Source organism: Rhodococcus erythropolis NBRC 15567 (assembly GCF_001552595.1).
Lineage (GTDB): Bacteria > Actinomycetota > Actinomycetes > Mycobacteriales > Mycobacteriaceae > Rhodococcus_F > Rhodococcus_F erythropolis.
In genome coordinates this window covers 47,972-73,347 of the sequence record NZ_BCRM01000010.1, presented here as the reverse complement: position 1 = coordinate 73,347, position 25,376 = coordinate 47,972, and the positions used below count along the sequence as shown (strand labels likewise).

The 25,376-nt window shown below is 63.5% G+C and carries 25 protein-coding genes and 1 pseudogene; 14 read left to right on the top strand and 12 right to left on the bottom strand.

Annotation, left to right across the window (positions count from 1 at the left end):
* Nucleotides 1–3 precede the first annotated feature (3 nt).
* The 3 genes from RE4_RS15740 to RE4_RS15730 all read right to left on the bottom strand — a co-directional run bounded on the left by RE4_RS15740 (nucleotide 4) and on the right by RE4_RS15730 (nucleotide 2,745).
* Nucleotides 4–981: a carbohydrate kinase family protein gene (locus tag RE4_RS15740; protein ID WP_003941700.1), complete on the bottom strand. Its 978-nt coding sequence runs from the start codon at nucleotides 979–981 to the stop codon at nucleotides 4–6.
* Nucleotides 982–1,177: 196 nt separating this feature from the next.
* Entirely contained in the window at nucleotides 1,178–1,528 is a 351-nt protein-coding gene (locus RE4_RS15735) for a HesB/IscA family protein (RefSeq protein WP_007730053.1), read from the bottom strand.
* Between the two features lie 149 nt (nucleotides 1,529–1,677).
* On the bottom strand, nucleotides 1,678–2,745 hold the full coding sequence (locus tag RE4_RS15730; protein ID WP_060938900.1) for a glycerate kinase family protein: 1,068 nt from the start codon (nucleotides 2,743–2,745) through the stop codon (nucleotides 1,678–1,680).
* Between the two features lie 134 nt (nucleotides 2,746–2,879).
* Here RE4_RS15730 and RE4_RS15725 point away from each other — a divergent pair, with 134 nt between their 5' ends.
* From RE4_RS15725 to RE4_RS15700, 6 genes are all read left to right on the top strand, one after another.
* Nucleotides 2,880–3,536, top strand: a complete 657-nt coding sequence (locus tag RE4_RS15725) for a DUF3043 domain-containing protein (RefSeq protein ID WP_007730051.1) — start codon at nucleotides 2,880–2,882, stop codon at nucleotides 3,534–3,536.
* A gap of 2 nt (nucleotides 3,537–3,538) precedes the next feature.
* Complete coding sequence (gene cobU, locus RE4_RS15720) at nucleotides 3,539–4,126, top strand: bifunctional adenosylcobinamide kinase/adenosylcobinamide-phosphate guanylyltransferase (protein ID WP_060938899.1); 588 nt, start codon at nucleotides 3,539–3,541, stop codon at nucleotides 4,124–4,126.
* 122 nt (nucleotides 4,127–4,248) lie between these two features.
* Complete coding sequence (gene cobT / locus RE4_RS15715; RefSeq protein ID WP_211917824.1) at nucleotides 4,249–5,307, top strand: nicotinate-nucleotide--dimethylbenzimidazole phosphoribosyltransferase; 1,059 nt, start codon at nucleotides 4,249–4,251, stop codon at nucleotides 5,305–5,307.
* A gap of 2 nt (nucleotides 5,308–5,309) precedes the next feature.
* Nucleotides 5,310–6,077 (top strand): adenosylcobinamide-GDP ribazoletransferase, encoded by a 768-nt coding sequence (locus tag RE4_RS15710; protein WP_081098374.1) that lies wholly within the window; start codon nucleotides 5,310–5,312, stop codon nucleotides 6,075–6,077.
* A 9-nt stretch (nucleotides 6,078–6,086) separates the two neighbouring features.
* Nucleotides 6,087–7,061 (top strand): GlxA family transcriptional regulator, encoded by a 975-nt coding sequence (locus RE4_RS15705; protein ID WP_060938897.1) that lies wholly within the window; start codon nucleotides 6,087–6,089, stop codon nucleotides 7,059–7,061.
* A gap of 125 nt (nucleotides 7,062–7,186) precedes the next feature.
* Nucleotides 7,187–8,008 (top strand): dienelactone hydrolase family protein, encoded by an 822-nt coding sequence (locus RE4_RS15700; RefSeq protein ID WP_081098373.1) that lies wholly within the window; start codon nucleotides 7,187–7,189, stop codon nucleotides 8,006–8,008.
* Here the strand turns inward: RE4_RS15700 and RE4_RS15695 are convergent.
* Nucleotides 8,002–9,105: a branched-chain amino acid aminotransferase gene (locus RE4_RS15695; RefSeq protein WP_003941766.1), complete on the bottom strand. Its 1,104-nt coding sequence runs from the start codon at nucleotides 9,103–9,105 to the stop codon at nucleotides 8,002–8,004. The two genes, RE4_RS15700 and RE4_RS15695, sit on opposite strands and share 7 nt — an antisense overlap.
* A gap of 32 nt (nucleotides 9,106–9,137) precedes the next feature.
* Nucleotides 9,138–10,238: a glycine cleavage system aminomethyltransferase GcvT gene (gcvT, locus tag RE4_RS15690; protein ID WP_003941726.1), complete on the bottom strand. Its 1,101-nt coding sequence runs from the start codon at nucleotides 10,236–10,238 to the stop codon at nucleotides 9,138–9,140.
* 158 nt (nucleotides 10,239–10,396) lie between these two features.
* Here gcvT and RE4_RS15685 point away from each other — a divergent pair, with 158 nt between their 5' ends.
* Nucleotides 10,397–11,914 carry a leucyl aminopeptidase gene (locus RE4_RS15685; protein ID WP_060938895.1) on the top strand — a complete coding sequence of 506 codons (1,518 nt, stop codon included), beginning with the start codon at nucleotides 10,397–10,399 and terminating at the stop codon, nucleotides 11,912–11,914.
* Between the two features lie 55 nt (nucleotides 11,915–11,969).
* On the opposite strand, the gene RE4_RS15680 is transcribed toward RE4_RS15685, so the two are convergent.
* Nucleotides 11,970–12,320, bottom strand: coding sequence for a hypothetical protein (locus RE4_RS15680; protein WP_003941713.1), 351 nt, complete (start codon nucleotides 12,318–12,320; stop codon nucleotides 11,970–11,972).
* A gap of 364 nt (nucleotides 12,321–12,684) precedes the next feature.
* On the opposite strand from RE4_RS15680, the gene sucB reads away from it, so the two are divergent.
* From sucB to RE4_RS15655, 5 genes are all read left to right on the top strand, one after another.
* Entirely contained in the window at nucleotides 12,685–14,433 is a 1,749-nt protein-coding gene (gene sucB, locus RE4_RS15675; RefSeq protein ID WP_020908115.1) for a 2-oxoglutarate dehydrogenase, E2 component, dihydrolipoamide succinyltransferase, read from the top strand.
* A 120-nt stretch (nucleotides 14,434–14,553) separates the two neighbouring features.
* Nucleotides 14,554–15,441, top strand: coding sequence for a TIGR01777 family oxidoreductase (locus RE4_RS15670; protein ID WP_060938894.1), 888 nt, complete (start codon nucleotides 14,554–14,556; stop codon nucleotides 15,439–15,441).
* A gap of 29 nt (nucleotides 15,442–15,470) precedes the next feature.
* Nucleotides 15,471–16,232: a lipoyl(octanoyl) transferase LipB gene (gene lipB, locus RE4_RS15665; RefSeq protein WP_060938893.1), complete on the top strand. Its 762-nt coding sequence runs from the start codon at nucleotides 15,471–15,473 to the stop codon at nucleotides 16,230–16,232.
* Between the two features lie 51 nt (nucleotides 16,233–16,283).
* Entirely contained in the window at nucleotides 16,284–17,294 is a 1,011-nt protein-coding gene (gene lipA / locus RE4_RS15660; RefSeq protein WP_003941610.1) for a lipoyl synthase, read from the top strand.
* 76 nt (nucleotides 17,295–17,370) lie between these two features.
* Nucleotides 17,371–18,126: a DUF4191 domain-containing protein gene (locus tag RE4_RS15655; RefSeq protein ID WP_003941625.1), complete on the top strand. Its 756-nt coding sequence runs from the start codon at nucleotides 17,371–17,373 to the stop codon at nucleotides 18,124–18,126.
* 73 nt (nucleotides 18,127–18,199) lie between these two features.
* Here RE4_RS15655 and RE4_RS15650 read toward each other — a convergent pair whose 3' ends face one another.
* A complete protein-coding gene (locus RE4_RS15650) occupies nucleotides 18,200–18,673 on the bottom strand; it encodes an RDD family protein (protein WP_019748923.1) in 474 nt (157 codons plus the stop codon).
* Nucleotides 18,674–18,886: 213 nt separating this feature from the next.
* Between RE4_RS15650 and glnA the strand changes: the two genes are divergently transcribed.
* Complete coding sequence (glnA, locus tag RE4_RS15645) at nucleotides 18,887–20,323, top strand: type I glutamate--ammonia ligase (protein WP_003941609.1); 1,437 nt, start codon at nucleotides 18,887–18,889, stop codon at nucleotides 20,321–20,323.
* Between the two features lie 144 nt (nucleotides 20,324–20,467).
* On the opposite strand, the gene RE4_RS15640 is transcribed toward glnA, so the two are convergent.
* Nucleotides 20,468–21,088 carry a YdeI/OmpD-associated family protein gene (locus tag RE4_RS15640; RefSeq protein WP_060938892.1) on the bottom strand — a complete coding sequence of 207 codons (621 nt, stop codon included), beginning with the start codon at nucleotides 21,086–21,088 and terminating at the stop codon, nucleotides 20,468–20,470.
* Nucleotides 21,089–21,210: 122 nt separating this feature from the next.
* Nucleotides 21,211–22,176 (bottom strand): helix-turn-helix transcriptional regulator, encoded by a 966-nt coding sequence (locus RE4_RS15635; protein ID WP_060938891.1) that lies wholly within the window; start codon nucleotides 22,174–22,176, stop codon nucleotides 21,211–21,213.
* A 110-nt stretch (nucleotides 22,177–22,286) separates the two neighbouring features.
* Here RE4_RS15635 and RE4_RS15630 point away from each other — a divergent pair, with 110 nt between their 5' ends.
* The gene (locus RE4_RS15630; protein WP_060938937.1) at nucleotides 22,287–23,228 is read left to right on the top strand and encodes an alpha/beta fold hydrolase; all 942 of its coding nucleotides are present in this window, start codon (nucleotides 22,287–22,289) and stop codon (nucleotides 23,226–23,228) included.
* 86 nt (nucleotides 23,229–23,314) lie between these two features.
* Here RE4_RS15630 and RE4_RS15625 read toward each other — a convergent pair.
* The 3 genes and pseudogenes from RE4_RS15625 to RE4_RS15610 all read right to left on the bottom strand — a co-directional run.
* Nucleotides 23,315–23,597: pseudogene (locus RE4_RS15625) on the bottom strand (ATP-binding protein); the annotation flags it as partial.
* Between the two features lie 769 nt (nucleotides 23,598–24,366).
* Nucleotides 24,367–24,825 (bottom strand): DUF5994 family protein, encoded by a 459-nt coding sequence (locus RE4_RS15615; protein WP_003941615.1) that lies wholly within the window; start codon nucleotides 24,823–24,825, stop codon nucleotides 24,367–24,369.
* A gap of 96 nt (nucleotides 24,826–24,921) precedes the next feature.
* A complete protein-coding gene (locus tag RE4_RS15610) occupies nucleotides 24,922–25,230 on the bottom strand; it encodes a PNPOx family protein (RefSeq protein ID WP_060938889.1) in 309 nt (102 codons plus the stop codon).
* Nucleotides 25,231–25,376 lie beyond the last annotated feature (146 nt).

Sequence of the window (25,376 nt, the reverse complement as noted above, 5' to 3'; positions counted from 1 at the left end):
GCCCTACTTCGGCAGGATCGTCGCGATCTCGTCCGCTGCCGCACTTCCATAAGCGTCGGTAAGGCGCTTGAGAGCCTCGTCGCGATTGAACACCCACTCCTGCGTTCCCACGGTCTCGAGGATCAGCACAGCGACCAAAGATCCCAGCTGTGCGGCGCGCTCGAAGCTCAGGCCAGCGCCGTGTGCGAGCAGGAACCCGGCGCGGAAACCGTCGCCAACGCCCGTCGGATCCACCTTGCCGGTCTCGGGCACTACGTCGACGCGCACCCAATTACCCTCGGCGTCAACAATTTCCACACCCTTGGAGCCGAGGGTGGTGACACGAATGCCGACCTGCGCGCGGATCTCTTCCTCGCTCAGACCAGTCTTCTGCTGAAGCAGACCCCACTCGTACTCGTTGGTGAACAAGTACTTCGCACCGTGGATGAGCGCCTTGGCCTCGTCACCGGACAAGCGAGCAAGCTGCTGCGACGGATCCGCTGCGAACGGGATTCCGAGCAGACGGCATTCGTCGGTATGGCGAACCATGGCCTCGGGGTCGTTGGCGCCGATCAGCACCAGCTCGACTGCGCCCGCAGTCTTGGCCACTGCCGCGAGTTCGATCTCGCGGGCCTCGCTCATCGCACCGGGGTAGAACGACGCGATCTGCGCCATGTCCTCGTCGGTGGTGCACACGAAACGCGCCGTATGTGCCTTGTCCGAGATACGGACCGCGCTGCAGTCGACGCCGTTGTCCTCGAGCCACGTGCGGTACTCGGCGAAGTCGGCACCGACTGCGCCGACGAGTAGCGGGGACCCACCGAGCACGCCCATGGCGTAAGCGATGTTGCCGCCGACACCACCGCGGCGAATCACGAGATCGTCCACCAGGAAACTCAGCGAAACGTGGGCGAGCTGATCGGCGAGGAGCTGATCGGCGAAGCGGCCGGGGAAGCGCATCAAGTGGTCGGTGGCGATGGAACCGGTTACCGCAATAGTCACGGATCGTGGCCTTTCAGCGAAGTGAGTACACGAATGAAAGTGGAGCAAAAGTTCACGTTACCGCCCGTAGCGCCGGTATCGGCGCCCGAGCCGTGAGATCGGAACCGTCTGCAGCCGAGTCACCACAAACAACTGACGCGAAACCGAATGTCGGTTCCGCGTCAGTTGTTTGTGAATTGAGTTGTGATCGACAGACTCAGTTGAACGAGTCACCGCAGGCGCAGGAGCCTGTTGCATTGGGGTTGTCGATCGAGAAGCCCTGCTGCTCGATGGTGTCGAGGAAGTCGATGGACGCACCTTCGACGTACGGCGCGCTCATCCGGTCGACAACCAGGTTGACGCCGTTGAAGTCGACAGTGAGGTCACCGTCGAGCGTGCGGTCGTCGAAGAACAGCTGGTACTTCAGTCCGGCACAGCCGCCGGGCTGCACTGCGATACGCAGCGCGAGGTCGTCGCGACCCTCCTGATCGAAGAGTGCCTTCGCCTTGGCGGATGCGGCCTCGGTCATTTTGACGCCGTGGGTGGCGGTCTCGTTCTGCACAGTCATGGGCTCTCCCTAATGTTCGTACCAACCCGTGAACGCTTCAACGGTACGCCGCTGCCGACTTATTCCCGCCAGTCCTTACCGGGTGCGATTCGTCTTCATCCTATCCGGTCTTCCCGACACGGCAACGGCGCGTCGACGCTTGTGGATCCTCAGCTCCGGGCGCCGCGCCAGATGTTCCACTCCCGTGCCGTGTGTTCGGCGAGTCCCTCGAGACACGCCGACGCTTCCTCCATCGCACGTTCCACCGACCCGGCGAACTCCGTCACCGATTTTGTCGCGACTATCGAGGTCGACGCAAAGTCCGCCGCGTCGAGCGTCACCTGACCGGCAAAGACGAGCGTCGGAACTCCGTGCGCCGCCCCGGCCGAAGCAAGCGTCGTGACGAGTTTGCCGCGCAGAGATTGGTGGTCGAACTTGCCTTCACCCGTGATCACCAGGTCAGCGGAAGCCAATAGCGCCGCCTGGCCGGTGCGATCGGCAACGACGTCGGCCCCCGATCGCCGCTGTGCACCGAGGGCGAACAGCGCAGCACCGATACCACCCGCGGCGCCGGCACCCGGAAAATCCGAGACTCGTTTTCCGGTGGCGGACTCCAACTGTTCGGCCCATCTCGCGTTTCTCGCTTCGAGGACAGAGACGGCATCGGCGTCGGCGCCCTTTTGCGGGCCGAACACCGCTGCCGCACCGTGCTCGCCGAGAAGTACGTGTTCGACGTCGGTGGCCGCGACCAACGCAATGGCCGCCGTAGCCGCCCTTGCAGCCTCCAAGCCGCCCAGCGCCTCCACCAGCCCACGTCCGCCGTCGGTGCAGCAACTCCCACCGAGTCCGACGACAATCGTCTTCACGCCTGCCTCGAGCGCGACAGCGATCAGTTCTCCGACACCGCGACTGTGCGCGGCGAGTGCGCTGTCCCGTGTCGGCGGACCTCCGAGGAGACCGAGCCCGACAGCCTCGGCGGACTCGATATACGCCGTGTCCGAATCCAACAGCCACGCGGCGTCGACGCCCACGGTCAGTGGCCCAGGCACCCGTGCGGTCCGGATGTCGCCCCCAGCCGTGGCCAAGACGTCGACGAAACCCGGACCACCGTCGGATTGTGGCGCGGTGACGACGTCGTCTTCGGGTCGGCCACGTCGCCAACCGGCAGAAATGGACTCAGCCGCCTCGACGGCCGTCAACGTCTCACCAAACGAATCTGGAGCAACTATTACCCGCATAGCGGAAGTCTAAGAGTCCCGAATGACCCCGATGTTTCACGATCTCGCGCGTTTCAGTGCCTCGGGCGATCGGGTTTTTCAGAAAGACCGAGGTCGGTTTCCCAGACCGTGCACTTATCCAATAGCCTGGAGGTGTGAAATTGCTACGCCGCGGTGACTCAGACAACTCCGACAAACGTGACGTCGAGGGCACTGAGGCATCCTCGGCCTCCGAAGAGGCGCCCATCGAGCAGGTGGGCAAGGGCCGCCCCACACCCAAGCGTCGTGACGCCGAGGCGAAGAGGCGTGGCCCCGTTGCCCCTGCCCCGCTGACCGCGAAGGAAGCCCGCGCCCGCCGTAAGGCGACCCGCGGCTCCAAGGAGGACCGCAAGGCCGAAGCCGCCGAGCGTCGCGCATCGTCGGCAGACCGCCGCGCCCGCATGCTCGCCGGCGAGGACAAGTACCTGCTCCCCCGCGACAAGGGACCGGTTCGCGCCTACGTCCGTGATTTCATCGACGCTCGCCGCAACCTCGTCGGGCTGTTCATGCCGCTCGCATTGATCCTCATCATGACGATGTTCGTCACGCCCGCGCTCCAGCAGATCGTCACGCTGGCAATGCTCGTGATGATGCTCTTCATGGTCGGTGAAGGCATCTGGCTCGGTCGCATGATCAACAACCGCGTCGCCGAGCGCTTCCCCGACAGCACCGACGGCGGGTTCAAGCTCGGCTGGTACGCGTTCGTTCGCGCGTCGCAGATCCGTAAGCTGCGCGCACCGAAGCCTCGTGTGGGACCGGGCGACGCAATCTGAGCGTGACGAACACGTATAGAACTTTGGTCCTCGGCGGCGCGCGGTCTGGTAAGTCCGCGCACGCCGAGGATTTGGTTTGTGCAGGCCACTTACCCGAAAGTTCGGCACCGATCCGGTACCTGGCGACAGCCAGACGTGATGTCACCGACGCAGACTGGGAAAGCCGGATCGACCAGCACCGCAACAGACGGCCTTCTCATTGGTCGACTGTCGAAACCGCAGCTGCCGGTGACCTCGCGGCGCAGCTCGAAAGCGATTCACACACAGCGACGTTGGTCGACGATCTGGGAACGTGGCTGACCACTGAACTCGATCGGCAAGGCGCCTGGGACGCTCCGCGCGGCACCGTCACCCCCGCTGCGGACAGCCTGGTCGCCAGTGTCGAGAACTATCGCGGACACCTGGTGCTGGTCAGCCCCGAAGTGGGTTTGGCCGTCATCCCCGAGACGCGGTCGGGACGATTGTTCCGCGACGAGATCGGCACTCTCAACGCTCGTATCGCCGCGGTGTGCGATCGTGTCGTACTAGTGGTTGCAGGGTTACCGCTCATCTTGAAAGATACTGCTGCACAACCGGAAGGCACGATGTGAGTACCGACGCCAATTCAGGGGCCACTCCAGGGGCGAATCCAGTTGCCAACCCAGAATCCAACCCTGACGTCGCGCCAGTCAGTAGCGCCGACTTCGAACCCGTCACCCCGCCCGACCTCGTCGTGCGAGCGCAGGCCGACGCGCGTCAGCGTGATCTGACCAAGCCGGCCGGTTCGCTGGGCCGGCTGGAGGCTCTCGCCGGCTGGGCATCAGCCTGCCAAGGAGTTTGTCCCCCACACGCTTTCGCTCGGCCTCGCGTCGTCGTCTTCGCGGGTGATCACGGAATCGCCCGCAACGGCGTCTCCGCCTATCCGCCGGAAGTGACCGCACAGATGGTCGCCAACTTCCTCGGGGGCGGCGCGGCAGTCAACGTCCTCGCCGAGGTTGCCGGCGCCACGGTACGCGTCGTCGACATCGCAGTGGACGGCGATACCGATCCGTCCGTCGCGAACTACAAGGTGCGCAGGTCTTCCGGGTCCATCGACCGCGAAGACGCCATGTCGAACGAGGAAACCCTTCAGGCCATCGCCGCCGGCCGAGCGATCGCGGACGAGGAAATCGACGGGGGCGCAGATCTTCTCATCGCCGGTGACATGGGCATCGGCAACACGACGCCCGCAACTGTTCTCATCGCAGCCCTGACGGACAGTGAACCCGTCGCGGTCGTGGGTCGAGGTACCGGTATCGACGACGCCGGGTGGATCCGCAAGACCGCAGCGATTCGCGACGCTCTCCGTCGCGCCCGTCCGCACGTTCGCGACACAGTCGCGCTGCTGCGCACGTCTTCGGGTGCCGACCTCGCCGCGATGGCCGGCTTTCTGGCCCAGGCAGCTTCGCGTCGTACGCCGGTGATCCTCGACGGCGTAGTGGTCACCGCAGCCGCCATGGTTGCCGACGAACTGGCTTTCGGTGCACGTGAATGGTGGGTCGCCGGACACCGCTCCACCGAACCCGCCCACACCATCGCATTGACCCGCATGGGTCTCGACCCGATCGTCGAGTTCGACATGCGTCTCGGTGAAGGTTCAGGTGCAGTCACAGCGCTCCCGATTCTTCAGGGCGCAGTGGCAATCCTGGGCAAGATGGCGACATTCTCCGAAGCCGGTGTCAGCACTCAGGGCAGCGCACCTGCCGACGAACCCGAGTCGATCGACCTGACCAAGACCGATACGGCGGAGTGAGCATGGCGGGCCCGCTGTCCGGAGTGCCTCTGGCCTTTTCGTGGCTGACGGTCCTTCCGGTTCGTGGTCCCTCCGACATCGACCGAACTGCCGGTCGTCGCGCCATCGCGGCAGCTCCGCTCACCGGGATCGCTCTCGGCATTGCCGCGACGTTTCTGCTCTGGGGCACAACCAGTATCGGCCTGAATCCCTATCTCGCAGGCTTGCTGACGGTCGGTGCGCTCGCTCTCGGGACACGCGGGATGCACGTGGACGGACTGGCAGACTCCGTCGACGGACTGGGTTGTTACGGTCCACCGGAGCGCGCCCGCGAGGTCATGCACAGCGGCGGTGCCGGACCGTTCGGGGTCGCGGCACTGTTCATCTTCCTTGGGCTGCAATCGGTCTCCTTCGGCGTCCTCGCTGTTGCCGACTCCCCCACGCAGTGGATCGCCGTTCTCGTATCTGTCGCTGCGGGTCGTGTGGCCGTCGTTTTTGCCTGCCGCCGAGGTGTTCTCGCGTCGAGCCCGAGCGGATTCGGTGCGCTCGTCGCCGATTCACAACCGCTGTGGGCCGCAATCGTGTGGTCGGTTCCGCTGATCGCCGCTTCCGGCTTTGCCACCGACCGGTGGTGGCTCGGCCCTCTCGTGACCGCGTCGGCGCTGATGACAAGTGTGCTGTGCGTGCGTCACTGCGTCCGTAGATTCGGCGGACTCAACGGAGACGTTCTCGGATTCGCACTCGAACTCACTGTGACGCTGACGGCCGTCGGACTCACTCTCGGACTGTGATCCGACGTCGTGCGAGTAGGTGTCCTTGCGTACGAAGGTTGCCTGGCGGCCGAGATCTTCGTTTTCACCGACCTTCTCCTGATCGCGAATCGGGTCGCTGATGGAGCGTCCGCCGACCCCTTCGAGGTATCGGTCATCGCAGCGTCGGGCACGCCCGTAGTTGCGGCAGGTGGATTTTCGCTCGGGGTGCAGGAGGGGCATCACGACATCGATCACCTGGTTGTGCCGGGGTTCGACCTCGTGCCGTCCGAAGACCCTACGACGCGTTTGTCGCTGTGGGACAGAGAAATCGAGTTCATCCGTGCGTGCGAGGCTCGCGGCGTTCGGGTGTCGTCGGTCTGCGTCGGCGCGTATCTGCTGGGCGAGGCGGGACTGCTCGACGGACGCCGATGTACGACGTCGTGGCTGTACGGTGCGGACCTCGCGAGTCGTTACCCCGGTGCGACGGTTCGAACCGACTCGTTGATCGTCCAGGACGACGGCGTCACCACCACTGCGGCGTTCACTGCCGCGCTCGACCTCGCAACAGCACTCGTGCGCGAGCATCTCGGCGACAAGATTGCTCGAACGACTGCAAGAATTACTCTGGCGCCCGAAAACCGAACCAGTCAATCTCCGTACATCGTCGACTCGATGCTGCCCGTCAAACACACACAGTTCGCCGACGACGTCGGAAGTTGGCTGGTCGAACGGATGGCGGAGCCTTACGACTTGGATCTGCTGTCCGATGCTTTTCACCTCAGCACCCGAACCATGCTTCGGAAGTTCAAGGACGAGACCGGGGAATCGCCGCGCAGTTACCTGCAGCGGGCACGGATCCGAAAAGCGAAACGGTTGTTGGAATCGACCGACTGGTCTATCGGAAAGATCTTGGGGCACATCGGTTATCAGGATCCCGGAACCTTCCGTCGCCTGTTCACCGACCGCGTCGGCATCAGCCCGGCCGACTACCGAAAGCGATTCCGCAACGGCGGCACCGGATAAGGCGTGTGGCGAGCCAGCCCGAAAACGTGGCGAACCGCCCTCTTCTGTAGTTGATCCCGCCGCCGAAAGACTGTGCAGAGGAATTGTTTCGACTACTGAGAGGGCTCACCGTGCCGAACCGGAGCATGACCGAAGACGATCCGCTCGAAGACTTCGACCGTCGAACGATCACCATCGACGCAGTGGCGAAGTCCGTGTACGTGGCCGGCGCCGGTCCCGCAGTTATCGTCATGCCGGAGATGCCGGGCATCAGCCCGCATGTAGCGCGATTTGCCCGCTGGGTGCGCGACGCCGGTTTCACTGTCTTCGTTCCGTCTCTGTTCGGGCGCGCCGGAGCGGTCCCCACAGTGGACGAGGGGCTGACGGTGTTCAAGAGAGCCTGCGTCAGTGCGGAGTTCCGCGCCCTCGCTGTCGACGAACCGAGTCCGGCGGTCCGTTGGCTGCGTGCACTCGCCGCTTCGGCGCACGAGGAGTGCGGCGGTCCTGGCGTTGGCGTGATCGGGATGTGCTTCACCGGCAACTTCGCGTTGTCGATGATGCTCGAACCCTCGGTCATCGCGCCGGTTCTCGCCCAACCGTCGTTACCGCTCGATCGACCGGACGAAACCGACAGCGGGCCCGAAGAACTCGAAGCCGTGCGCTCGAGACTCGAAGCCGACGACCTCACGGTGCTTGCATACCGCTTTCAAGGTGACCCGTTCTGCCGCGCACAGCGATTCGCGGCCTACTCGAAGGCCCTGGGCGAGCGCTTCGTCGGGAAGGTACTGCCCGACGAAGCGGCCAACGCGACAACGTCACCGTTCTTCGAACACGTAATTGCCAATCCACACAGCGTGGTGACGGCTCATCTCGTCGACGAGGCGGGATCGCCCACCACCGTCGCTCGAGACGAGATTCTGCAGTTCTTCCGCGAGCGGTTGCTCGCGGAACGAACCAGCGATCAGTGAAGCTTGGTCATCCAGCCGTGGGTGTCGGCGAAGGTGCCGCGCTGAATGCCCGTGAGGGTGTCGCGCAGTGCCATCGTCACTTCACCCGGCTCGCCGTCGGCGATGGTGAACTCGCCCTCGGCGGACTTGACACGTCCGACGGGGGTGATGACTGCTGCTGTGCCGCAAGCGAAGACCTCGGTGATTTCACCGCTCTTGCACTTGGTGCGCCATTCGTCGGTGCTGATCTTGCGCTCCTCGACGGCGAAACCGGAATCGGCGGCAAGGGCGAGCAGCGAGTTGCGCGTGATGCCTGGCAGCAACGAACCGGACAGCGACGGCGTCACGAGGCGAGCGTCGGGGCCGGAGCCGAAGACGAAGAACAGGTTCATTCCACCCATTTCCTCGACGTACGTGCGCTCGATGGCGTCGAGCCAGACCACCTGGTCGCAACCCTCGTCGGCGGCTTGCGCCTGGGCGAGGAGCGAAGCGGCGTAGTTGCCGGCGAACTTGGCCGCGCCGGTACCGCCGGGGGCCGCGCGAACGTATTCGGTGGACAGCCACACACTGACCGGCTTGACGCCGCGCGGGAAGTACGCACCGGCGGGTGAGGCGATCAGCAGGTAGCGGTACTCGTCGGCGGGACGGACACCGAGTCCGGCTTCGGTGGAGAACATGAACGGACGGAGGTAGAGCGCGTCCTCGCCACCGGCTGCGGGAACCCAGTCGAGATCGACGTCGATCAGTTCGGTGATGGAATCGATGAACATCTGCGACGGGAGCTCCGGCATGGCCAGACGGCGCGCAGATGCTGCGAAACGCTCGGCGTTGGCCTCGACGCGGAACGAGCTGATCTCGCCACCCGGCTGACGGTATGCCTTGAGGCCCTCGAAGATGGCCTGTCCGTAATGCAAAACCATTGCGGCCGGATCGAGCTCGATGTTTCCGTACGGCAACACCTGGGCGTCGTGCCAGCCCTTGCCCGCGGTGTAGTCGATCGAGACCATGTGGTCGGTGAAGTGCCGCCCGAAGCCGGGCGCCGCCAAAATGTCACGGCGCTCGGCGTCGGACTTCGGGGACGAGCTCTGAACACGAACGAAATCGGCGGCACCTGTCATGGGCGCAATCCTATCGAACGTGAAAAAGCTCTCTACTTGGTGTTGGTCTCCACGAACGGAGGAGACACCACGACGCACCGAAGAGCACGACCACGGACGTCGACTTCGATCTCGTCGCCGGCCGAGACATTGGCACCGGAATCGAGGAGCGCCAACGCAATTCCCACTTTGAGCGAAGGCGAAAACGTCCCCGAGGTGGTCTCGCCGATTGCCTCGCCGTCACGCAGAACACCGAGGCCGGCACGAAGCACGCCGCGATCGAGAGCCTTGATCCCCCAGAGTTTGCGAGCCGGGCCGGCAGCCTTCTCGTCGGTCAAGGTCTCTTTGCCCCAGAATGTCGGCTTCTTCCAACCGATCGCCCATCCGCAGCGCGCTTCGAGCGGAGAAATCTCGAGCGAAAGCTCATGCCCGTGCAGCGGATAACCCATCTCGGTACGAAGAGTGTCACGAGCACCGAGTCCGGCGGCCTGCCCACCCTCGGCGCGCACTGCCTCGAGAAGCGCACGGAACAACGGCTCGCTGTCCTCCCACCGCGGCAGGAGTTCGTAGCCGACCTCACCGGTGTAACCGCTGCGGCACACACGAACAGGCACGCCGTTCCATTCCGCATCTTCGTACGCCATGTACTCGATCTCGGTGGGAAGTCCCAGCGCCGTCAGAACCGCGACCGATTTCGGACCCTGCACAGCCAGCACACCGTAGGCACGATGCTGATCCTCGACGGTGATTCCGTCCGGTGCGAGGGCGACCAGAGCCGCAACGACGTCCGCGGTATTGGCCGCGTTCGGGACGAGGAAGATCTCGTCGTCGCTGACGTAGTACGCGATGAGGTCGTCGATGACACCACCGGACTCGTTGCAGCACAACGTGTACTGAGCCTTACCCGGCCCGATCTTGTTCAGATCGTTGGTCAGTGCGGAGTTCACGAATTCTGCGGCGCCCGCGCCACGCACGACGGCCTTGCCGAGGTGACTGACGTCGAAGAGTCCGACATTCTCACGCACAGAGGTGTGTTCGGCCACGACGCCGGCGTACGAAACCGGCATCTGCCATCCCCCGAACGGCGCGAACGTCGCGCCGAGTTCGACGTGGACGGGGTGGATCGGGCCCTGCAACAGTTGTTCGTCGGTCATGGCCCACAACCTATCGGACTTCGCCGATCGAAACATGTCCGCAGCGAGAGCTCACCCGGCCGTGACGATCGCCCGTCCGCAAACGGCAAAGGGCCTAACATCGAGTCAGGCATCCGCCAGAACCGGACGCATCGCACACTCACCTCACAGGAGACACCTTGAGCACTCGCACAGCCCGATCGTTGGGACCCGACCTCGTTCTCGCCGGCACAGTCGCCAAGCGCGCAGAGATATTGGTCGTCGGTCTGACGTCGGGTCCGGACGGCCCCGAGATCGCACTCAGCGAAGGCATCGTCGCCGAAGACGTGCTCGCCGAGATCCTCGACAGCCTCATCGCCGTCGGCGCCACCGGCAAGCCCGAGCAGCTCACCCGCGTCCCGGCACCGAACGCGCTGTCGGTCACCAGCGTCCTCGCCGTCGGACTCGGCTCCGCCGACAAGCTCGACAGTGAGCAGATCCGCAAGTCCGCGGGCGCTGCAGCGCGCTCACTGTCCGGCATCGACACCGTCGCAACCACGCTCTCGATCCTCGATCTCGGCGCAGCCGCCGAGGGATTTGCGTTGGGCGCGTACAGCTTCACCGAATTCAAGTCGTCCATGACGGCTCCCGGTCCTGATTCGCAGCCACTGGCCCGCGTCGAACTTCTGGTGCCATCGCCGCGCACCAAGGAGACCAAGGCAACGCTGGCACGGTCGGTAGCGATCGCCGAGGCCGTCGCCACCGCACGCGAGTTCGTCAACACTCCCCCGAGCCACCTCTACCCCGCCGAGTTCGCCGCGCGCGCCAAGGCACTGGGCGTCGAGGCCGGGCTCACCGTCCAGGTGCTCGACGAGAAGGCACTCGAGAAGGGTGGCTACGGCGGAATCATCGGCGTCGGCAAGGGCTCGTCACGCCAGCCGCGTCTCGTCCGCCTCGAATACGCGTCGAAGAAGCGTGGAGCCCGCAAGGTCGCACTGGTGGGCAAGGGCATCACCTTCGACACCGGCGGAATCTCCATCAAGCCTGCCGCCGGGATGGAGAACATGACCTCGGACATGGGCGGCGCCGCAGCCGTCATCTCCACCGTCGTGCTTGCCGCCAAGCTCGGTCTGCCCGTCAACGTCGTCGCATACGTCCCGATGGCCGAGAACATGCCGTCCGCAACCGCGCAGCGTCCCGGCGACGTGCTGACCCAGTACGGCGGAATCACCATCGAGGTCGTCAACACCGACGCCGAGGGCCGTTTGATCCTGGCCGACGCGATGGTTCGCGCGGGTGAGGACAACCCCGACTACATGATCGACACCGCAACCCTCACCGGTGCGCAGATGGTGGCGCTCGGCAACCGCACCCCCGGCGTCATGGGCACGGACGAGTTCCGTGACCGCGTCGCCTCCATCTCGCAGAGCGTCGGCGAGAACGGTTGGGCCATGCCGCTGCCCGAGGAACTGCGCGGAGATCTCGACTCCAAGGTCGCCGACATGGCCAATGTCACCCCGCACCGCTGGGGCGGCATGCTGGTCGCCGCTCACTACCTCAAGGAATTCGTTCCCGAGGGTGTCCAGTGGGCGCACATCGACGTCGCAGGTCCTGCGTACAACACGTCAGGGCCGTGGGGTTACACCGGCAAGGGCGGCACCGGCGTTCCGGTTCGCACGATGATCTCGGTCCTGGAGGACATCGCGGTCAACGGCTGACCACTTGCTGTGCGCCTTTATTAACCGCGGGAGGTTAATAAAGGCGCACAGCAGTTCAGGCGCCGTCGCGCAATTCCTGCTCTCGGGCCCGCTTGCGTTCGATTCGCTTACGCTCGTCGTGATCGCGCATACGCTGCGGATATCCCGTTTTTCGGACGTCGTAGACCGGAATCTTCAGGTCTTGTCCCAATTTGCGGGCACCACGTTCGCCGCCGACACGACGACGAGTCCACTCCCCGTCCTTCGCGACGAGGACAACGGTCACCTCGGTCACCGTCGTCTGCGGTTCCACATAGGCCTCGACGCCTTCGTGCGAGTGCGCCCAATTCGCCAGATGATCCGCATCACTCTGCGCTGCGGCCTGAGCCGCACTCGGCGGACGCTTGAAACGATCGAACAGTCCCACGGTCGTACCCTCCTCGGTACCGACGCCGCGGATGCACCCCGGCGATATGTCAAGTTTGCCAGGCGATGTCCGTTGTGCCTGCGCACGACATACCGTTTGGTCCGCTTACGACGTTACAGCCGGACCCCCAACGCATACCTACTCGCCAGTAGCCGACACACCCGAAACGGACGGCATCCCCCTCATCGGACACGCCCGGCGTATCAATGGAAAGATGAACGACGGTGACGCCGCGCCCGCGCGTCGACATCGGCAAAATAGCTACAAGTAGCCGCACGTCGCGCGCCACTCGAGCACAATGCATTACGACCACAAGTCGACAAAATTCAACAACCCGAACACAACTGTCGAGGAGTCAAAAGACATGGCCTTCTCCGTCCAGATGCCAGCCCTAGGTGAGAGCGTCACCGAGGGAACTGTCACACGGTGGCTCAAGCAGGAAGGAGACACGGTCGAAGTCGACGAACCCTTGCTCGAAGTCTCCACGGACAAGGTCGACACCGAGATTCCGTCTCCCGTCGCCGGCGTCCTGACCAAGATCGTCGCGCAGGAAGACGACACCGTGGAAATCGGTGGCGAGCTCGCCCAGATCGGTGAAGCCGGCGAAGCCGCAGCACCCGAGGCAGAGGCACCCGCCCCCGCCGCAGAGGAAGCTCCCGCCGAGGAAGCCCCGGCTGCCGAGGAACCCGCCGAAGAAACTCCCGCTGCCGAGGCACCCGCTGCTTCCGGCGGTTCCGCTGAAGGCACCGCCGTGACGATGCCCGCCCTCGGCGAGTCCGTCACCGAAGGCACCGTCACCCGCTGGCTCAAGGCCGTCGGCGACGAGGTTGCCGTCGACGAGGCGCTGCTCGAAGTCTCGACCGACAAGGTCGACACCGAAATCCCGTCCCCCGTCGCCGGAATCCTGCTCGAGATCAATGCGCAGGAAGACGACACCGTCGAGATCGGTGGCCAGCTGGCCGTCGTCGGATCCGGCGCACCCGCCGCGGCTCCGGCACCCAAGGCCGCTCCCGCAGCACCGGCCGCTCCGCCGGCACCCAAGGCTGAAGCACCGAAGGCTGAGGCACCCAAGGCCGAGGCACCCAAGCCTGCTGCCGCACCGGCCGCACCCGCTCCGAAGCCTGCTGCAGCTCCCGCACCGGCGGCCGCACCCGCAGCTTCCGGCGACAGCAGCCCGTACGTCACCCCGCTCGTGCGCAAGCTCGCCACGGACAACGGCGTCGACCTCGCGACCGTCACCGGCACCGGCGTCGGCGGCCGTATCCGCAAGCAGGATGTGCTCGCCGCTGCGGAGGCCAAGAAGGCTCCCGCCGCCGCTGCTCCTGCTGCAGCACCCGCGGCCGCACCGGCCGCCACCGCAGCCGCAGGCGTCCGACCGGAACTGGCACACCTGCGCGGAACCACGCAGAAAGCCAACCGTATTCGGCAGATCACGGCCACCAAGACGCGTGAGTCGCTGCAGAACACCGCTCAGCTCACGCAGACCTTCGAGGTGGACGTCACCAAGATCGTCGCCCTGCGGGCCCGTGCCAAGGCCGGCTTCATCGAGCGCGAAGGCGTCAACCTGACGTTCCTTCCGTTCTTCGCCAAGGCAGTCGTCGAGGCGCTGAAGTCGCACCCGAACATCAACGCCAGCTACGACGAGGCTGCCAAGCAGATCACCTACTACGACGCTGAGCACCTCGGCATCGCAGTGGACACCGATCAGGGCTTGCTCTCCCCCGTCATCCACAACGCCGGCGATCTCGGCCTTGCCGGTTTGGCTCGCGCCATCGCCGACATCGCGAAGCGTGCACGCTCGGGTGGCCTGAAGCCGGACGAGCTCTCGGGTGGAACCTTCACCATCACCAACATCGGCAGCCAGGGCGCGCTGTTCGACACCCCGATCCTGGTACCGCCGCAGGCGGCCATGCTCGGAACCGGCGCGATCGTCAAGCGCCCGATGGTGGTCACCGACGAGAACGGCAACGAGTCCATCGGCGTTCGCTCGATGATCTACTTGCCGCTGACCTACGATCACCGTCTGGTCGACGGCGCCGACGCCGGCCGATTCCTCACCACTGTGAAGCAGCGGTTGGAAGAAGCCTCGTTCGAAGCTGATCTGGGCCTGTAAGCAACTGCTCGGCCGGCCGGGGCGTCATCTCCATCAGGAGGTGGCGCCCCGGCTTTTTCAGTACGGTCGGATATACACGGTCGGATATCGAAGCAGGCTGAATCGAAGGAGGCTTTCCGAATGCGAGTAGTCATCGCCGGCTCGTCCGGTTTGATCGGAACGGCCTTGGTGTCATCGTTGCGCTCCGACAACCACGACGTCGTACGTCTCGTGCGACGCTCGACCGCTGGACCCGACGAATCGCGTTGGGACCCGGACCAGGACCGTCTGGACCTCTCCGTCCTACAGGGCGCTGACGCCGTCGTGAACCTCTGCGGCGTCGGCATCGGCGACAAACGGTGGTCGGGTTCCTACAAGCAGGCGATCCGTGACAGCCGCATCGTCGCGACCGATGTCCTGGCCGAAGCTGTCGCAAGTCAGAAGGTTCCCGTACTCGCCAACGCGAGCGCCGTCGGCTACTACGGCGACACCGGCGACAAGATCGTCGACGAGGATTCGCCGGCGGGCACCGACTTTCTCGCCACGACGTGTCTCGATTGGGAAATTGCCACCGAGCCCGCACGCAAGGCGGGAGCCCGCGTGGTCAATCTGCGCTCGGGCGTCGTGATTTCACCCCACGGCGGCATGCTTGGTCGGCTTCGGCGCCTATATTCGTTCGGTCTCGGTGGGCGACTGGGCAACGGTCGCCAGTACTTTCCGTGGATCTCACTCGAGGACGAGTGCGACGCGATCAAGTTCGCGCTCACGAATTCCGAACTCTCCGGTCCCGTCAACCTGACCGGTCCGGCACCTGTCACCAACGCCCAGTTCAACGACGCCATGTCCCGTGCGGTCCACCGACCGGCTCCCTGGATCGTTCCCGGGTTCGCACTTGAAGCGTTGATCGGAGAATTCGCCAAGAGCGGCATCCTCGGTGGCCAGCGCGCCATTCCCGCGGCCTTGGAAAAGGCGGGATTCTCCTTCCGCCACAACACGATCGGGGAAGCGCTGGCGGCCGCACTCGGATGATTCCGAAGTCGGGCGTAATCTCTACGTCCATGAGCAGCGCTGACGTTTCCGCCCGGTTCTCGAAACTGCCGATCGCCGTCGAGCAACTCGGTTTGATCGACTACAACGCCGCGTGGGACCGCCAGCGTGAGCTCGCGGCAGCGCGGGCCGACGACATCGGACCGGACACCCTACTGCTCCTCGAACACCCTCCGGTGTACACGGCAGGACGACGCACGGAAACCGAAGACCGTCCCGTCGACGGCACACCTGTCATCGACGTCGACCGCGGCGGGAAGATCACCTGGCACGGCCCCGGCCAGCTGGTCGGATATCCGATCGTGAAACTGGCCGAGCCCATCGACGTGGTGCGGTATGTCCGACGCATCGAGGAAGCACTGATCACGGTGTGCACGGACCTCGGGCTGAACTGCGGGCGCATCGACGGCCGCTCCGGCGTCTGGCTGCCCGCCGAACTCGCAAACGGGCAATGGAAGCCCGAGCGCAAGGTTTCTGCCATCGGCGTGCGCGTCCAACGGGGCGTGGCACTGCACGGCTTCTCCCTGAACTGCAATTCGGTCCTGACCGGATTCGACAACATCATTCCCTGCGGCATCCGTGACGCCGGGGTGACGACGCTGTCGGATGAACTCGGTCGCGACGTCACCGTGGACGAAGTCACTCCCGCTGTGACCGAGGCAGTGATCGCTGCTCTCGACGGAACCATGCCCGTCACCGAACGGAACGTCGAGCGCGTCACCTTCGAAAGCGCCTCGCCTACTCCGACTTTTACTACCGTTCAGTACAGCTGACGGGCTCGCCCGAACCCCGTTGCAGTAATCACCGGGCGTAGGATCACTGTCGTGACTATCGCCCCAGAAGGACGTAAGCTGCTCCGTCTCGAGATCCGAAACGCGGAGACGCCCATCGAACGCAAACCCAACTGGATCAAGACCCGCGCAAAGATGGGCCCCGAGTACACGGAGCTCAAGGGCCTGGTCAAGCGCGAAGGTTTGCACACCGTCTGCGAGGAAGCAGGCTGCCCCAACATCTACGAGTGCTGGGAAGACCGCGAAGCCACGTTCCTGATCGGCGGCGAGCAGTGCACACGCCGCTGCGACTTCTGCCAGATCGACACCGGCAAGCCCGAAGCCCTCGACCGCGACGAGCCCCGTCGCGTCGCGGAAAGCGTTCAGGCCATGGGGCTTCGGTACTCCACGATCACCGGCGTCGCCCGCGACGACCTCCCCGACGGAGGCGCCTGGCTCTACGCCGAGACCGTCCGCAAGATCCACGAACTCAACCCGGGCACCGGCGTCGAGAACCTGGTGCCGGACTTCAACGGCAAGCCGGAACTGCTCGACGAGGTCTTCGCCTCACGCCCCGAGGTACTCGCACACAACCTCGAGACCGTCCCCCGCATCTTCAAGCGGATCCGTCCGGCATTCCGGTACCAGCGCAGCCTCGACGTCATCACCGCAGCACGCGACTACGGACTGGTCACCAAGTCCAACCTGATCCTCGGTATGGGCGAAACCCCTGAAGAGGTCACCGAGGCGATGGCAGATCTCCACGCCGCCGGTTGCGACATCCTCACCATCACCCAGTACCTGCGCCCCTCGCCCCGGCACCACCCCGTCGAGCGGTGGGTCAAGCCTGAGGAGTTCGTCGCACACTCCAAGGCTGCAGAAGAGATGGGCTTCGCCGGCGTCATGGCCGGTCCGTTGGTTCGCTCGTCGTACCGCGCCGGCCGCCTGTATGCGCAGGCCATGGCACATCACGGCCGTGAACTTCCCGAGGCGCAGCGTCATCTGACCGAGGGCGGAGACGCTTCCCAGGAAGCCAGCTCACTCATGGCGCGCCTGAATCGCTGATCCACTTTTTGCTGTGCGCCTTTATTAACCGCGGGCGGTTAGTAAAGGCGCACAGCAATGGACGTATCCTGGGTACATGGCGAACGGCAGCAAATCCGGTAAGGGCAAACCCACCAAAGAGGCAAAGGCTGCAGCGAAGGCTGCCCGCAAGCAGGCTTCCAAGGAACGTAGAACTCAGCTCTGGCAGGCATTCCAGATGCAGCGCAAGGACGACAAGCTCCTCCTGCCGCTGATGATCGGCACCCTCGTCGGTGCTGCTCTGGTCTTCTTCCTGGTCGGTCTCATCTGGGGCCTTCAGTGGTTCCTGCTGCCGATCGGCATCGTTCTCGGTCTCCTCGGCGCCTTCATCATCTTCGGTCGCCGCGTCCAGAAATCGGTGTACAAGAAGGCTGAAGGCCAGGCCGGTGCCGCTGCGTGGGCGCTCGACAACATGCAGGGCGCGTGGCGCGTCACGAATGCCGTCGCCGGCACCACCCAGCTCGATGCCGTTCACCGCGTCGTCGGACGGCCGGGTGTCATCCTCGTCGCCGAGGGTTCGCCGCAACGCGTCAAGGGCCTCCTCGCGCAGGAGAAGAAGAAGACTGCCCGCCTCATCGGCGACACCCCGATCTACGACATCATCATCGGCAACGACGAGGGCCAGGTTCCGCTCTCGCAGCTCCAGCGCTACTTGAACAAGTTGCCCCGCAACATCGACACCAAGCGCATGGACAACATCGAAGGTCGCCTCGCTGCGCTCAGCGCACGCGGCGGCGGAGCAGCGCTTCCCAAGGGCCCGATGCCCGGAGGCGCGAAGATGAAGGGAATGCAGCGAACCATTCGTCGTCGCTGACACTCCCCCCACAGCAAAACGAAAGACCCGGGCCCATACGGACCCGGGTCTTTCTTCGTTCGAGAAGTTTGTGTCAGCGCGACTTCACGAGCAAAGTGCCGGTCGCGCGGTCCTGCATACCGCGACCGTCGATGTCGGTGATGGTCGCGGGAATGACGAACACCAGCAGCGCCTGACGCCCCAACGCGCGCACGAAGCCCACACGGATCGGGCCTTCGATTCGCGCAACCTGAAGTCCGAGGACGAACTGCCCCGGGGTGAAGTTGAACAGCGCCACGGTGACGACACCGACGGCGAACCACACCATCAGTGTGACAGTCGAGGTCATACCGTCGAAGAAGTCTCCGGTGATGAGCGAGGCCACTCCCACGGCCATGACCCAATCCACCAACAGTGCGGCGATACGACGGCCCGAACCGACCAGCGAACCCGGCCCCTCCTGAGGGAAACCGAGGAACTCGCCACGGTACGACTGCTCACGGCCGTCCGTGCTCTTCGGCAAAGCTGCTTGCGGCCCAGAGAGCCAAGTTCCGGTGATACGTGCCATGCTGTCCAGGATAGGCGTCGCAGCACCGTAGTCCAGATTTGCCGGGTTTTAACTGTGTGGCCGGTCACATGGACTTCGGAAATCCCCAGGATGCTGCGACGCGTAACACTGCCGAAACAAAGGGTTGACGAGCGGGCAACACCAGCTCCCTACCGTCTGCCTCGACGGATTCAACCGACATCACTTGGCTGAAGCGACTTAAGGAGCACAAGCGTGGCGTTCACCACGGCCGAAGAGGTCATCAAGTACATCGCGGACGAGAACATCGAGTACGTCGACATTCGGTTCAGCGACCTGCCCGGCGTCCAGCAGCACTTCTCGATCCCGGCGTCTGCTTTCAACCAGGACGTGTTCGAGGACGGCCTCGCATTCGACGGATCTTCGGTCCGCGGATTCCAGTCGATCCACGAGTCCGACATGATGTTGCTTCCCGACGTCACCACGGCGCAGATCGACCCCTTCCGCAAGGCGAAGACCCTCAACATCAACTTCTTCGTGCACGACCCGTTCACCCGTGAGTCCTACAGCCGCGACCCGCGCAACGTTGCCCGCAAGGCCGAGGAGTACTTGGTCAGCACCGGCATCGCGGACACCGCATTCTTCGGCGCCGAGGCCGAGTTCTACATCTTCGACTCGGTTCGCTACGACTCCGGCATGAACTCCGCTTTCTACGAGCTGGATTCCATCTCCGGTTCCTGGAACACCGGCGCAGAGACCAACGCCGACGGCTCCCCGAACCTCGGCTACAAGGTTCGCGCCAAGGGCGGCTACTTCCCCGTCGCTCCGTACGACCACTACGTGGACCTGCGCGACGAAATCTCCACCAACCTGACCAACGCGGGCTTCGAGCTCGAGCGCGGCCACCACGAGGTCGGCACCGGCGGACAGCAGGAGATCAACTACAAGTTCAACACGCTGCTCGCAGCTGCTGACGACCTGCAGCTGTTCAAGTACATCGTCAAGAACACCTGCTGGCAGCACGGCAAGTCCGCGACCTTCATGCCGAAGCCGCTCTTCGGTGACAACGGCTCGGGCATGCACGTCCACCAGTCCCTGTGGAAGGACGGCAAGCCCCTCTTCCACGACGAGTCCGGCTACGCGGGCCTCTCGGACATGGCTCGCCACTACATCGGCGGCATCCTGCACCACGCTCCGTCGCTGTTGGCCTTCACCAACCCGACGATCAACTCGTACCACCGTCTGGTGCCGGGCTACGAAGCCCCCATCAACCTCGTGTACAGCCAGCGCAACCGCTCGGCAGCTGTCCGTATCCCGATCACGGGCAACAACCCGAAAGCAAAGCGTCTCGAGTTCCGCGCACCCGACTCCTCGGGTAACCCGTACCTCAACTTCGCTGCACAGATGATGGCCGGCCTGGACGGCATCAAGAACAAGATCGAGCCGATGGCTCCGGTCGACAAGGACCTCTACGAGCTTCCCCCGGAGGAGGCTCGCAACATCCCGCAGGCTCCGACCAGCCTCGAGACGGTCATCAACCGCCTCGAAGCCGATCACGAGTACCTGACCGAGGGTGGCGTCTTCACCACCGACCTGATCGAGACCTGGATCTCGCTCAAGCGCGAGCAGGAAATCGCTCCGGTCAACCTGCGTCCGCACCCGTACGAGTTCGAGCTCTACTACGACGTGTGATCCGCATCCTGACGTAAGTCAGACCTGCGAGTACCGAGTCCACCCGTCCCGCTTCTGCGGGGCGGGTGGACTTGTTTCGGTCCGAGGGAAACCCCTCGGACAGATGATGACCGGCCTTCATACCGGACGCGGTCGAATCGCGGATCAGCCGCGAGCACGTTCGCCGATGGCCGCATTGTTGACGATATGGGTGATTCGACCTGCCCGTGTTGCGTCTCGAGCGGCACAGACTATCCACCACAGCATCTGTTTGCGGGCGCTGGGCGGAAAACTGTCCCAGTTGCTTCGAGCTTGCGGGTCCAGGTCCAGCGCCGGCTGCAAGTCAGATGGTTCCTCGAGGTCTTCGACTTGGTCGAGAATCGTCCACCAACCAGTGGATTTCGCGGCAGCAATGGCACCACGACCAGCAGCGGTCATGAGGCCACGCGCCTCCATATCCGCTGCGCGTTCGCGGTTGAGTCGGGTCCAGGAACTCTTGCGTCTACGCGGCGTGAACAGTTGCAAATTGCGCTCTTCGTCGAAGATGGTGTTGGTGGAATCGATCCAACCAAAGCAGATGGCTTCCTCAACGGCCTGAGGGTAGGGGCAGCGTGGTCGGCTGGTGGTGGTGCGCCAAGAGCACAACCACACACCTCGGCCTGACGTGTGATTGTCCGTCAGCCAAGTTCGCCACTGTTCCCGAGTCTCGGCGTGGATGATCGGGTAGTCGAACTTCCACGTCGGGGGGTGGACGGAAGCCGGTGGCGATGATTTCGAATTGGTCACTTACTCTCCAAGCTCAGAGGGAAACGGATACGTGTCTCGATAGACGAGGGGCCTGCGCAGGGAACACGCCCCTGCGGCAACCTGGACATGAATGGTCTTGTCGCACAATCCTCTTCTGACTGTCATGGTGGCGAGACTCTGAGGTGAAGGGCGAGCCGACTGACGGTGTCGGCAAGCTCGGTTGGTTCGATGACGACCACTGGGGCGGTGAGCGCAATGCGCGCAACCGTCATGGCGAGCCTGCCGAGATCTTCGCTGCGGATCTCGACAAGGCAGCGGTCCGCTGCCACCTCGATCGGTGTGTGGTCAATCCATCTGAGTACGCCGTCGAGGTCGGCGAACGTGGCTTCGATGGCGAGTTTTGCATCGTGGTGACGGGGTGGCGAGCCGACTGATCTCGCGACGAAGCCTGCCGCGTCACCGCCCGGGATCTCGCGTGGCGTGAAATGACTGCCTGCCAGCCAGGGCTCCGAGAGCCGGTCCAGTCGAAATGTTCGCCAATCCGAACGATGGTGGTCCCATGCTACGAGATACCAACGACGTCCCGCCGTGACAAGGCGGTGCGGCTCGACGAGCCGTCTGCTGCTCTCGCCATCACCTCGCCGGTAGTCGAAACGAACGTGCTCGTGGTCGCGACATGCCGCAGCGAGCACACTGAGCGCTTCGGGGTCGACGATGTCGTCCTCTGCCCGCCGCATGGAACTGACGCTCGAATGCAGTGCCGACACACGTCGGCGTAGTCGATGGGGCAGGAGTGCTTCGATCTTGGTCAGCGCGCGCAGCGATGTTTCTTCGATGCCTCCGATGGCGGCCTCGGCGGCGTAGCGCAGTCCGACGGCTACCGCCACGGACTCGTCATCGTCGAGGATCAGGGGCGGCACGTGCGCCCCCGTTGCAAGTCGGTAGCCCCCGTACTTTCCGGACGTGGAATCGACCGGATAACCGAGGTCGCGTAGCCGATCGATGTCGCGGCGCACCGTCCGCTGCGTGACATCGAGTCGTGCGGCAAGTTCGGCACAGTGCCAGAAGCGATGGGTCTGAAGGAGCGAGAGCAATTGCAGTGCTCGGCCTGTGGGATCGTTCCGCATTTCTTCAGATTGCCAGCGATCTAGGACTTTATGTGTCCACGATGCTCCCTAACGTCGGAGCAACCGGTCGATCCAGACACGAGATCGGTACTCAACTCAAAGGAGCATCCGTGAATCCATCCGACTTCCCCAGGCCCGTCCTCATCCAAGTCAACGGCGTGGAACTCGAAGTCTTCGAGGCAGGGCGACACAATGCCGGGAAACCCATCGTGTTGTGTCACGGATGGCCAGAGCACGCCTATTCCTGGCGATACCAGGTGCCCGCCCTTGTCGAGGCGGGCTACCACGTCATCGTCCCGAACCAACGCGGCTACGGCAATTCATCACGTCCGACCGAAGTGACGGACTATGACATTGAACATTTGGCGGGTGATCTCATCGCACTTCTCGATCACTACGGCTACGAAGATGCCACCTTTGTCGGTCACGATTGGGGTGCCTTTGTCGTGTGGGGCCTGACCCTGTTGCACCCGGACCGGGTAAACAAAGTGATCAACCTGAGCCTGCCCTACCAGGATCGCGGAGAGCAGCCCTGGATTGAGTTCATGGAAGCCGTGCTCGGCGGTGATTTCTACTTCGTCCATTTCAATCGACAGCCGGGCGTCGCGGACGCGGTGTTCGAAGACAACACCTTCCGGTTCCTCCGCAACCTGTACCGGAAGAACGAACCCCTCAGGGAGCCTCAGCCGGGTATGGCACTGATCGATCTCGCCAGAGCAGAGACACCACTCGGTGAGCCTCTGATGAGCGATAGCGAATTGGCCGTTTTCGTCTCCGCCTTCGAATCGACAGGATTCACGGGCAATGTGAACTGGTACAGGAACCTTGACCGCAACTGGCATTTGCTGGCGGAGGTGGACCCGATTATCCAACAGCCCGCACTTATGATCTACGGCGACCGTGACGCGATCGCGAGAGCTGAGAACCTGACAGAGTTCGTGCCCAATGTGGAAGTAGTCAATCTCGACTGCGGTCACTGGATCCAGCAAGAAAGACCCGAAGAGACCAACCAAGCGATCTTGAACTGGCTGGAGCGGCAGGATGCCACATAGTTTCAAGGCTAGGTGCGGGTCTCAGTGAAAATGTCAGTCTCATTCAAGTCCGATAGGGGGCGTGATCCGGACCCACCTTGTGTGTATCAAGCGGATTGCTGAGCTCGGATGTGGACGAGTCGGTAAGAGTCGGTGGCGGTTTCGATGATGTTGCCGCCGCAAGGTGAGCCGATCCACGATGTCGGCGCAAGGTCGTGGGTCGGTGAACATTGTCGTCCAGCCGGAGAACGACGCGTTGGAGGCGATGGCGACGGAGTTCTTTTCCTCCCGTTCGGTCAACACCTGAAAAAGCAGCTCGGCGCCTCGTTTGTCGAGTTCCATGTAACCGAGTTCGTCGATGCCGAGCAGATCCACTCGGCCGTAGCGGGCGGTCCCGACCACCCACTGCCAGTTGGCCCAGGCCCAACCAGTTCCGGCATGGCCTGGATGGACGTTGTCGCCTGCTGCATCGACAAGAGCCTCTCGCCACATTTTCAAATCGCCTCTGATCCAACAAGTTAACGGGTTCCGGAAACGCGTCTACCTCTCCGGCTCCACTTTCGAGAATCAACGAGAGCGTCGGAAAACAAGCCATGCACTCAACCCGGCGATGGGCACAAGCCAAATGCCGAAAAAGAAGGCGACTGCTCGCCACACACCGATTCGCCGGGACACGGAAACCACATCGGCCGTTCCGACAAGGCACAGGGAAATCCATATCAAGGTGAGAATGAATCCGCCGACGTACAGAAGAACGAACGCCCCAAATCCGTCCATACAGTCCATTCCACTGTCGGCGCAGTCCTGAAGCCCCGCCGCACCGAGTAGAGAAATGTTCACAGTGGCGATGCTACGGACCAGGGCGTCCCGAACTTCCGAACGACCCGGCGGATTCGGCGATGCGAACGCCGGTCAGCCCGTACAAAGTAGAAGCCCCACCCCCGTGGGGAGGGCGGGGCTTCATTCGATCCGGCGCTCACGCACAGTGGGAGGGTGGTGGACATGCCGGACCGACGACACGGCAGGGAGTCAAGCTGCCGCGCCCAAGCGCTGACCTGAAGGAATGCGCCTGAGATTGTGGTTACGAGAACCATCAAACCAGACAAACTGGACGCATGTTCAGGAATCGAAAGATTCGACCCCGCACGTCAGAAAGATCTCACTGCACCCGATAGGTTTCGCTACGGCCAGGATCAACCAACCGCCGCATGATCTCGTACGCACGGTCCGGATCCGTGTACGGCGGAATCATCATCAGAACGAGTTGACGACCATAGATGTCGTCGAGATACATCAAATCGTGAGGCTGGCCAGGGTACGGACCCCGCACTTCCAGTCCGTCGACCTCGTCGATACGACGCTGCGCGCTGCTGATCGTGTTCCAGTCGAACGCAACCCGCGCGATCGGCCCCAACCTCAGCGAAAGTGCGGATATCAGATCGTGAAGCTCCGCCGTGACGTTGGTGGTCCATGGGAACCACGCGCCGTCTACCGATGCCTTGACGGCGCCTTGACCACGAAGCAGGAACCGCGGAGTCCGCGTCGGCGACGGGAAAGGTTGCCCGACATGGCGCTGCGGCGCTTCCATTGCATAGTCGAGAGTGCTGATGTGCGCCATGACGAGGCTCCTTAACGGAGGATTCGTGGAACCGTCAGGCAGAGGCGCCCGGTCGTGGGTTCCATACTTTCAGGCTACTCCGCTGCGCAATCCCGACTACGCATCGACGGAAATGATCACGCCGTTGTCGCCGTACGGGAACGGACCATTGCCGATGTGACCGCGGGTGTTGAATAATTTCGAAATAGGCACCATCACAACGTATTTCGCTTTCACTTTGCTGCGGATCTCGTCGAATTCAGCTCCACCGCTCACCAACTGAGCGGTCCCGGCAACCGGCGAAGAGCCGTCGGCAACCTTTCCGTGGTTGTTGCACGGCACGACGGTGACGCGTGGGTTGTTCCGCAGCCGCTTGGCCTTACCCGATTTCGAGGAAGTCCAGAACCCGATACGTCCGTCCGGCAATTGGCGTATGCCTCCACAAACTCCACGACCATGCACACGAATGAATTTTCTATGCCTCACGCGTTTCGAAACGGACAATTATCCGGACGAAGATGAACAACAGGTGCCGAGTGATGGAAATGTCGCGGAACGACCACGTCTCAGGT

Bases quoted from the DNA above. Each gene is read 5' to 3' on its own strand.
- RE4_RS15735 (WP_007730053.1), bottom strand. From the start codon at position 1,528: ATGACTGTGCAGAACGAGACCGCCACCCACGGCGTCAAAATGACCGAG.
- RE4_RS15730 (WP_060938900.1), bottom strand. From the start codon at position 2,745: ATGCGGGTAATAGTTGCTCCAGATTCGTTTGGTGAGACGTTGACGGCC.
- RE4_RS15710 (WP_081098374.1), top strand. From the start codon at position 5,310: ATGGCGGGCCCGCTGTCCGGAGTGCCTCTGGCCTTTTCGTGGCTGACG.
- RE4_RS15700 (WP_081098373.1), top strand. From the start codon at position 7,187: ATGACCGAAGACGATCCGCTCGAAGACTTCGACCGTCGAACGATCACC.
- RE4_RS15695 (WP_003941766.1), bottom strand. From the start codon at position 9,105: ATGACAGGTGCCGCCGATTTCGTTCGTGTTCAGAGCTCGTCCCCGAAG.
- gcvT (WP_003941726.1), bottom strand. From the start codon at position 10,238: ATGACCGACGAACAACTGTTGCAGGGCCCGATCCACCCCGTCCACGTC.
- sucB (WP_020908115.1), top strand. From the start codon at position 12,685: ATGGCCTTCTCCGTCCAGATGCCAGCCCTAGGTGAGAGCGTCACCGAG.
- RE4_RS15670 (WP_060938894.1), top strand. From the start codon at position 14,554: ATGCGAGTAGTCATCGCCGGCTCGTCCGGTTTGATCGGAACGGCCTTG.
- lipB (WP_060938893.1), top strand. From the start codon at position 15,471: ATGAGCAGCGCTGACGTTTCCGCCCGGTTCTCGAAACTGCCGATCGCC.
- RE4_RS15655 (WP_003941625.1), top strand. From the start codon at position 17,371: ATGGCGAACGGCAGCAAATCCGGTAAGGGCAAACCCACCAAAGAGGCA.
- RE4_RS15650 (WP_019748923.1), bottom strand. From the start codon at position 18,673: ATGGCACGTATCACCGGAACTTGGCTCTCTGGGCCGCAAGCAGCTTTG.
- RE4_RS15635 (WP_060938891.1), bottom strand. From the start codon at position 22,176: ATGCGGAACGATCCCACAGGCCGAGCACTGCAATTGCTCTCGCTCCTT.
- RE4_RS15615 (WP_003941615.1), bottom strand. From the start codon at position 24,825: ATGGCGCACATCAGCACTCTCGACTATGCAATGGAAGCGCCGCAGCGC.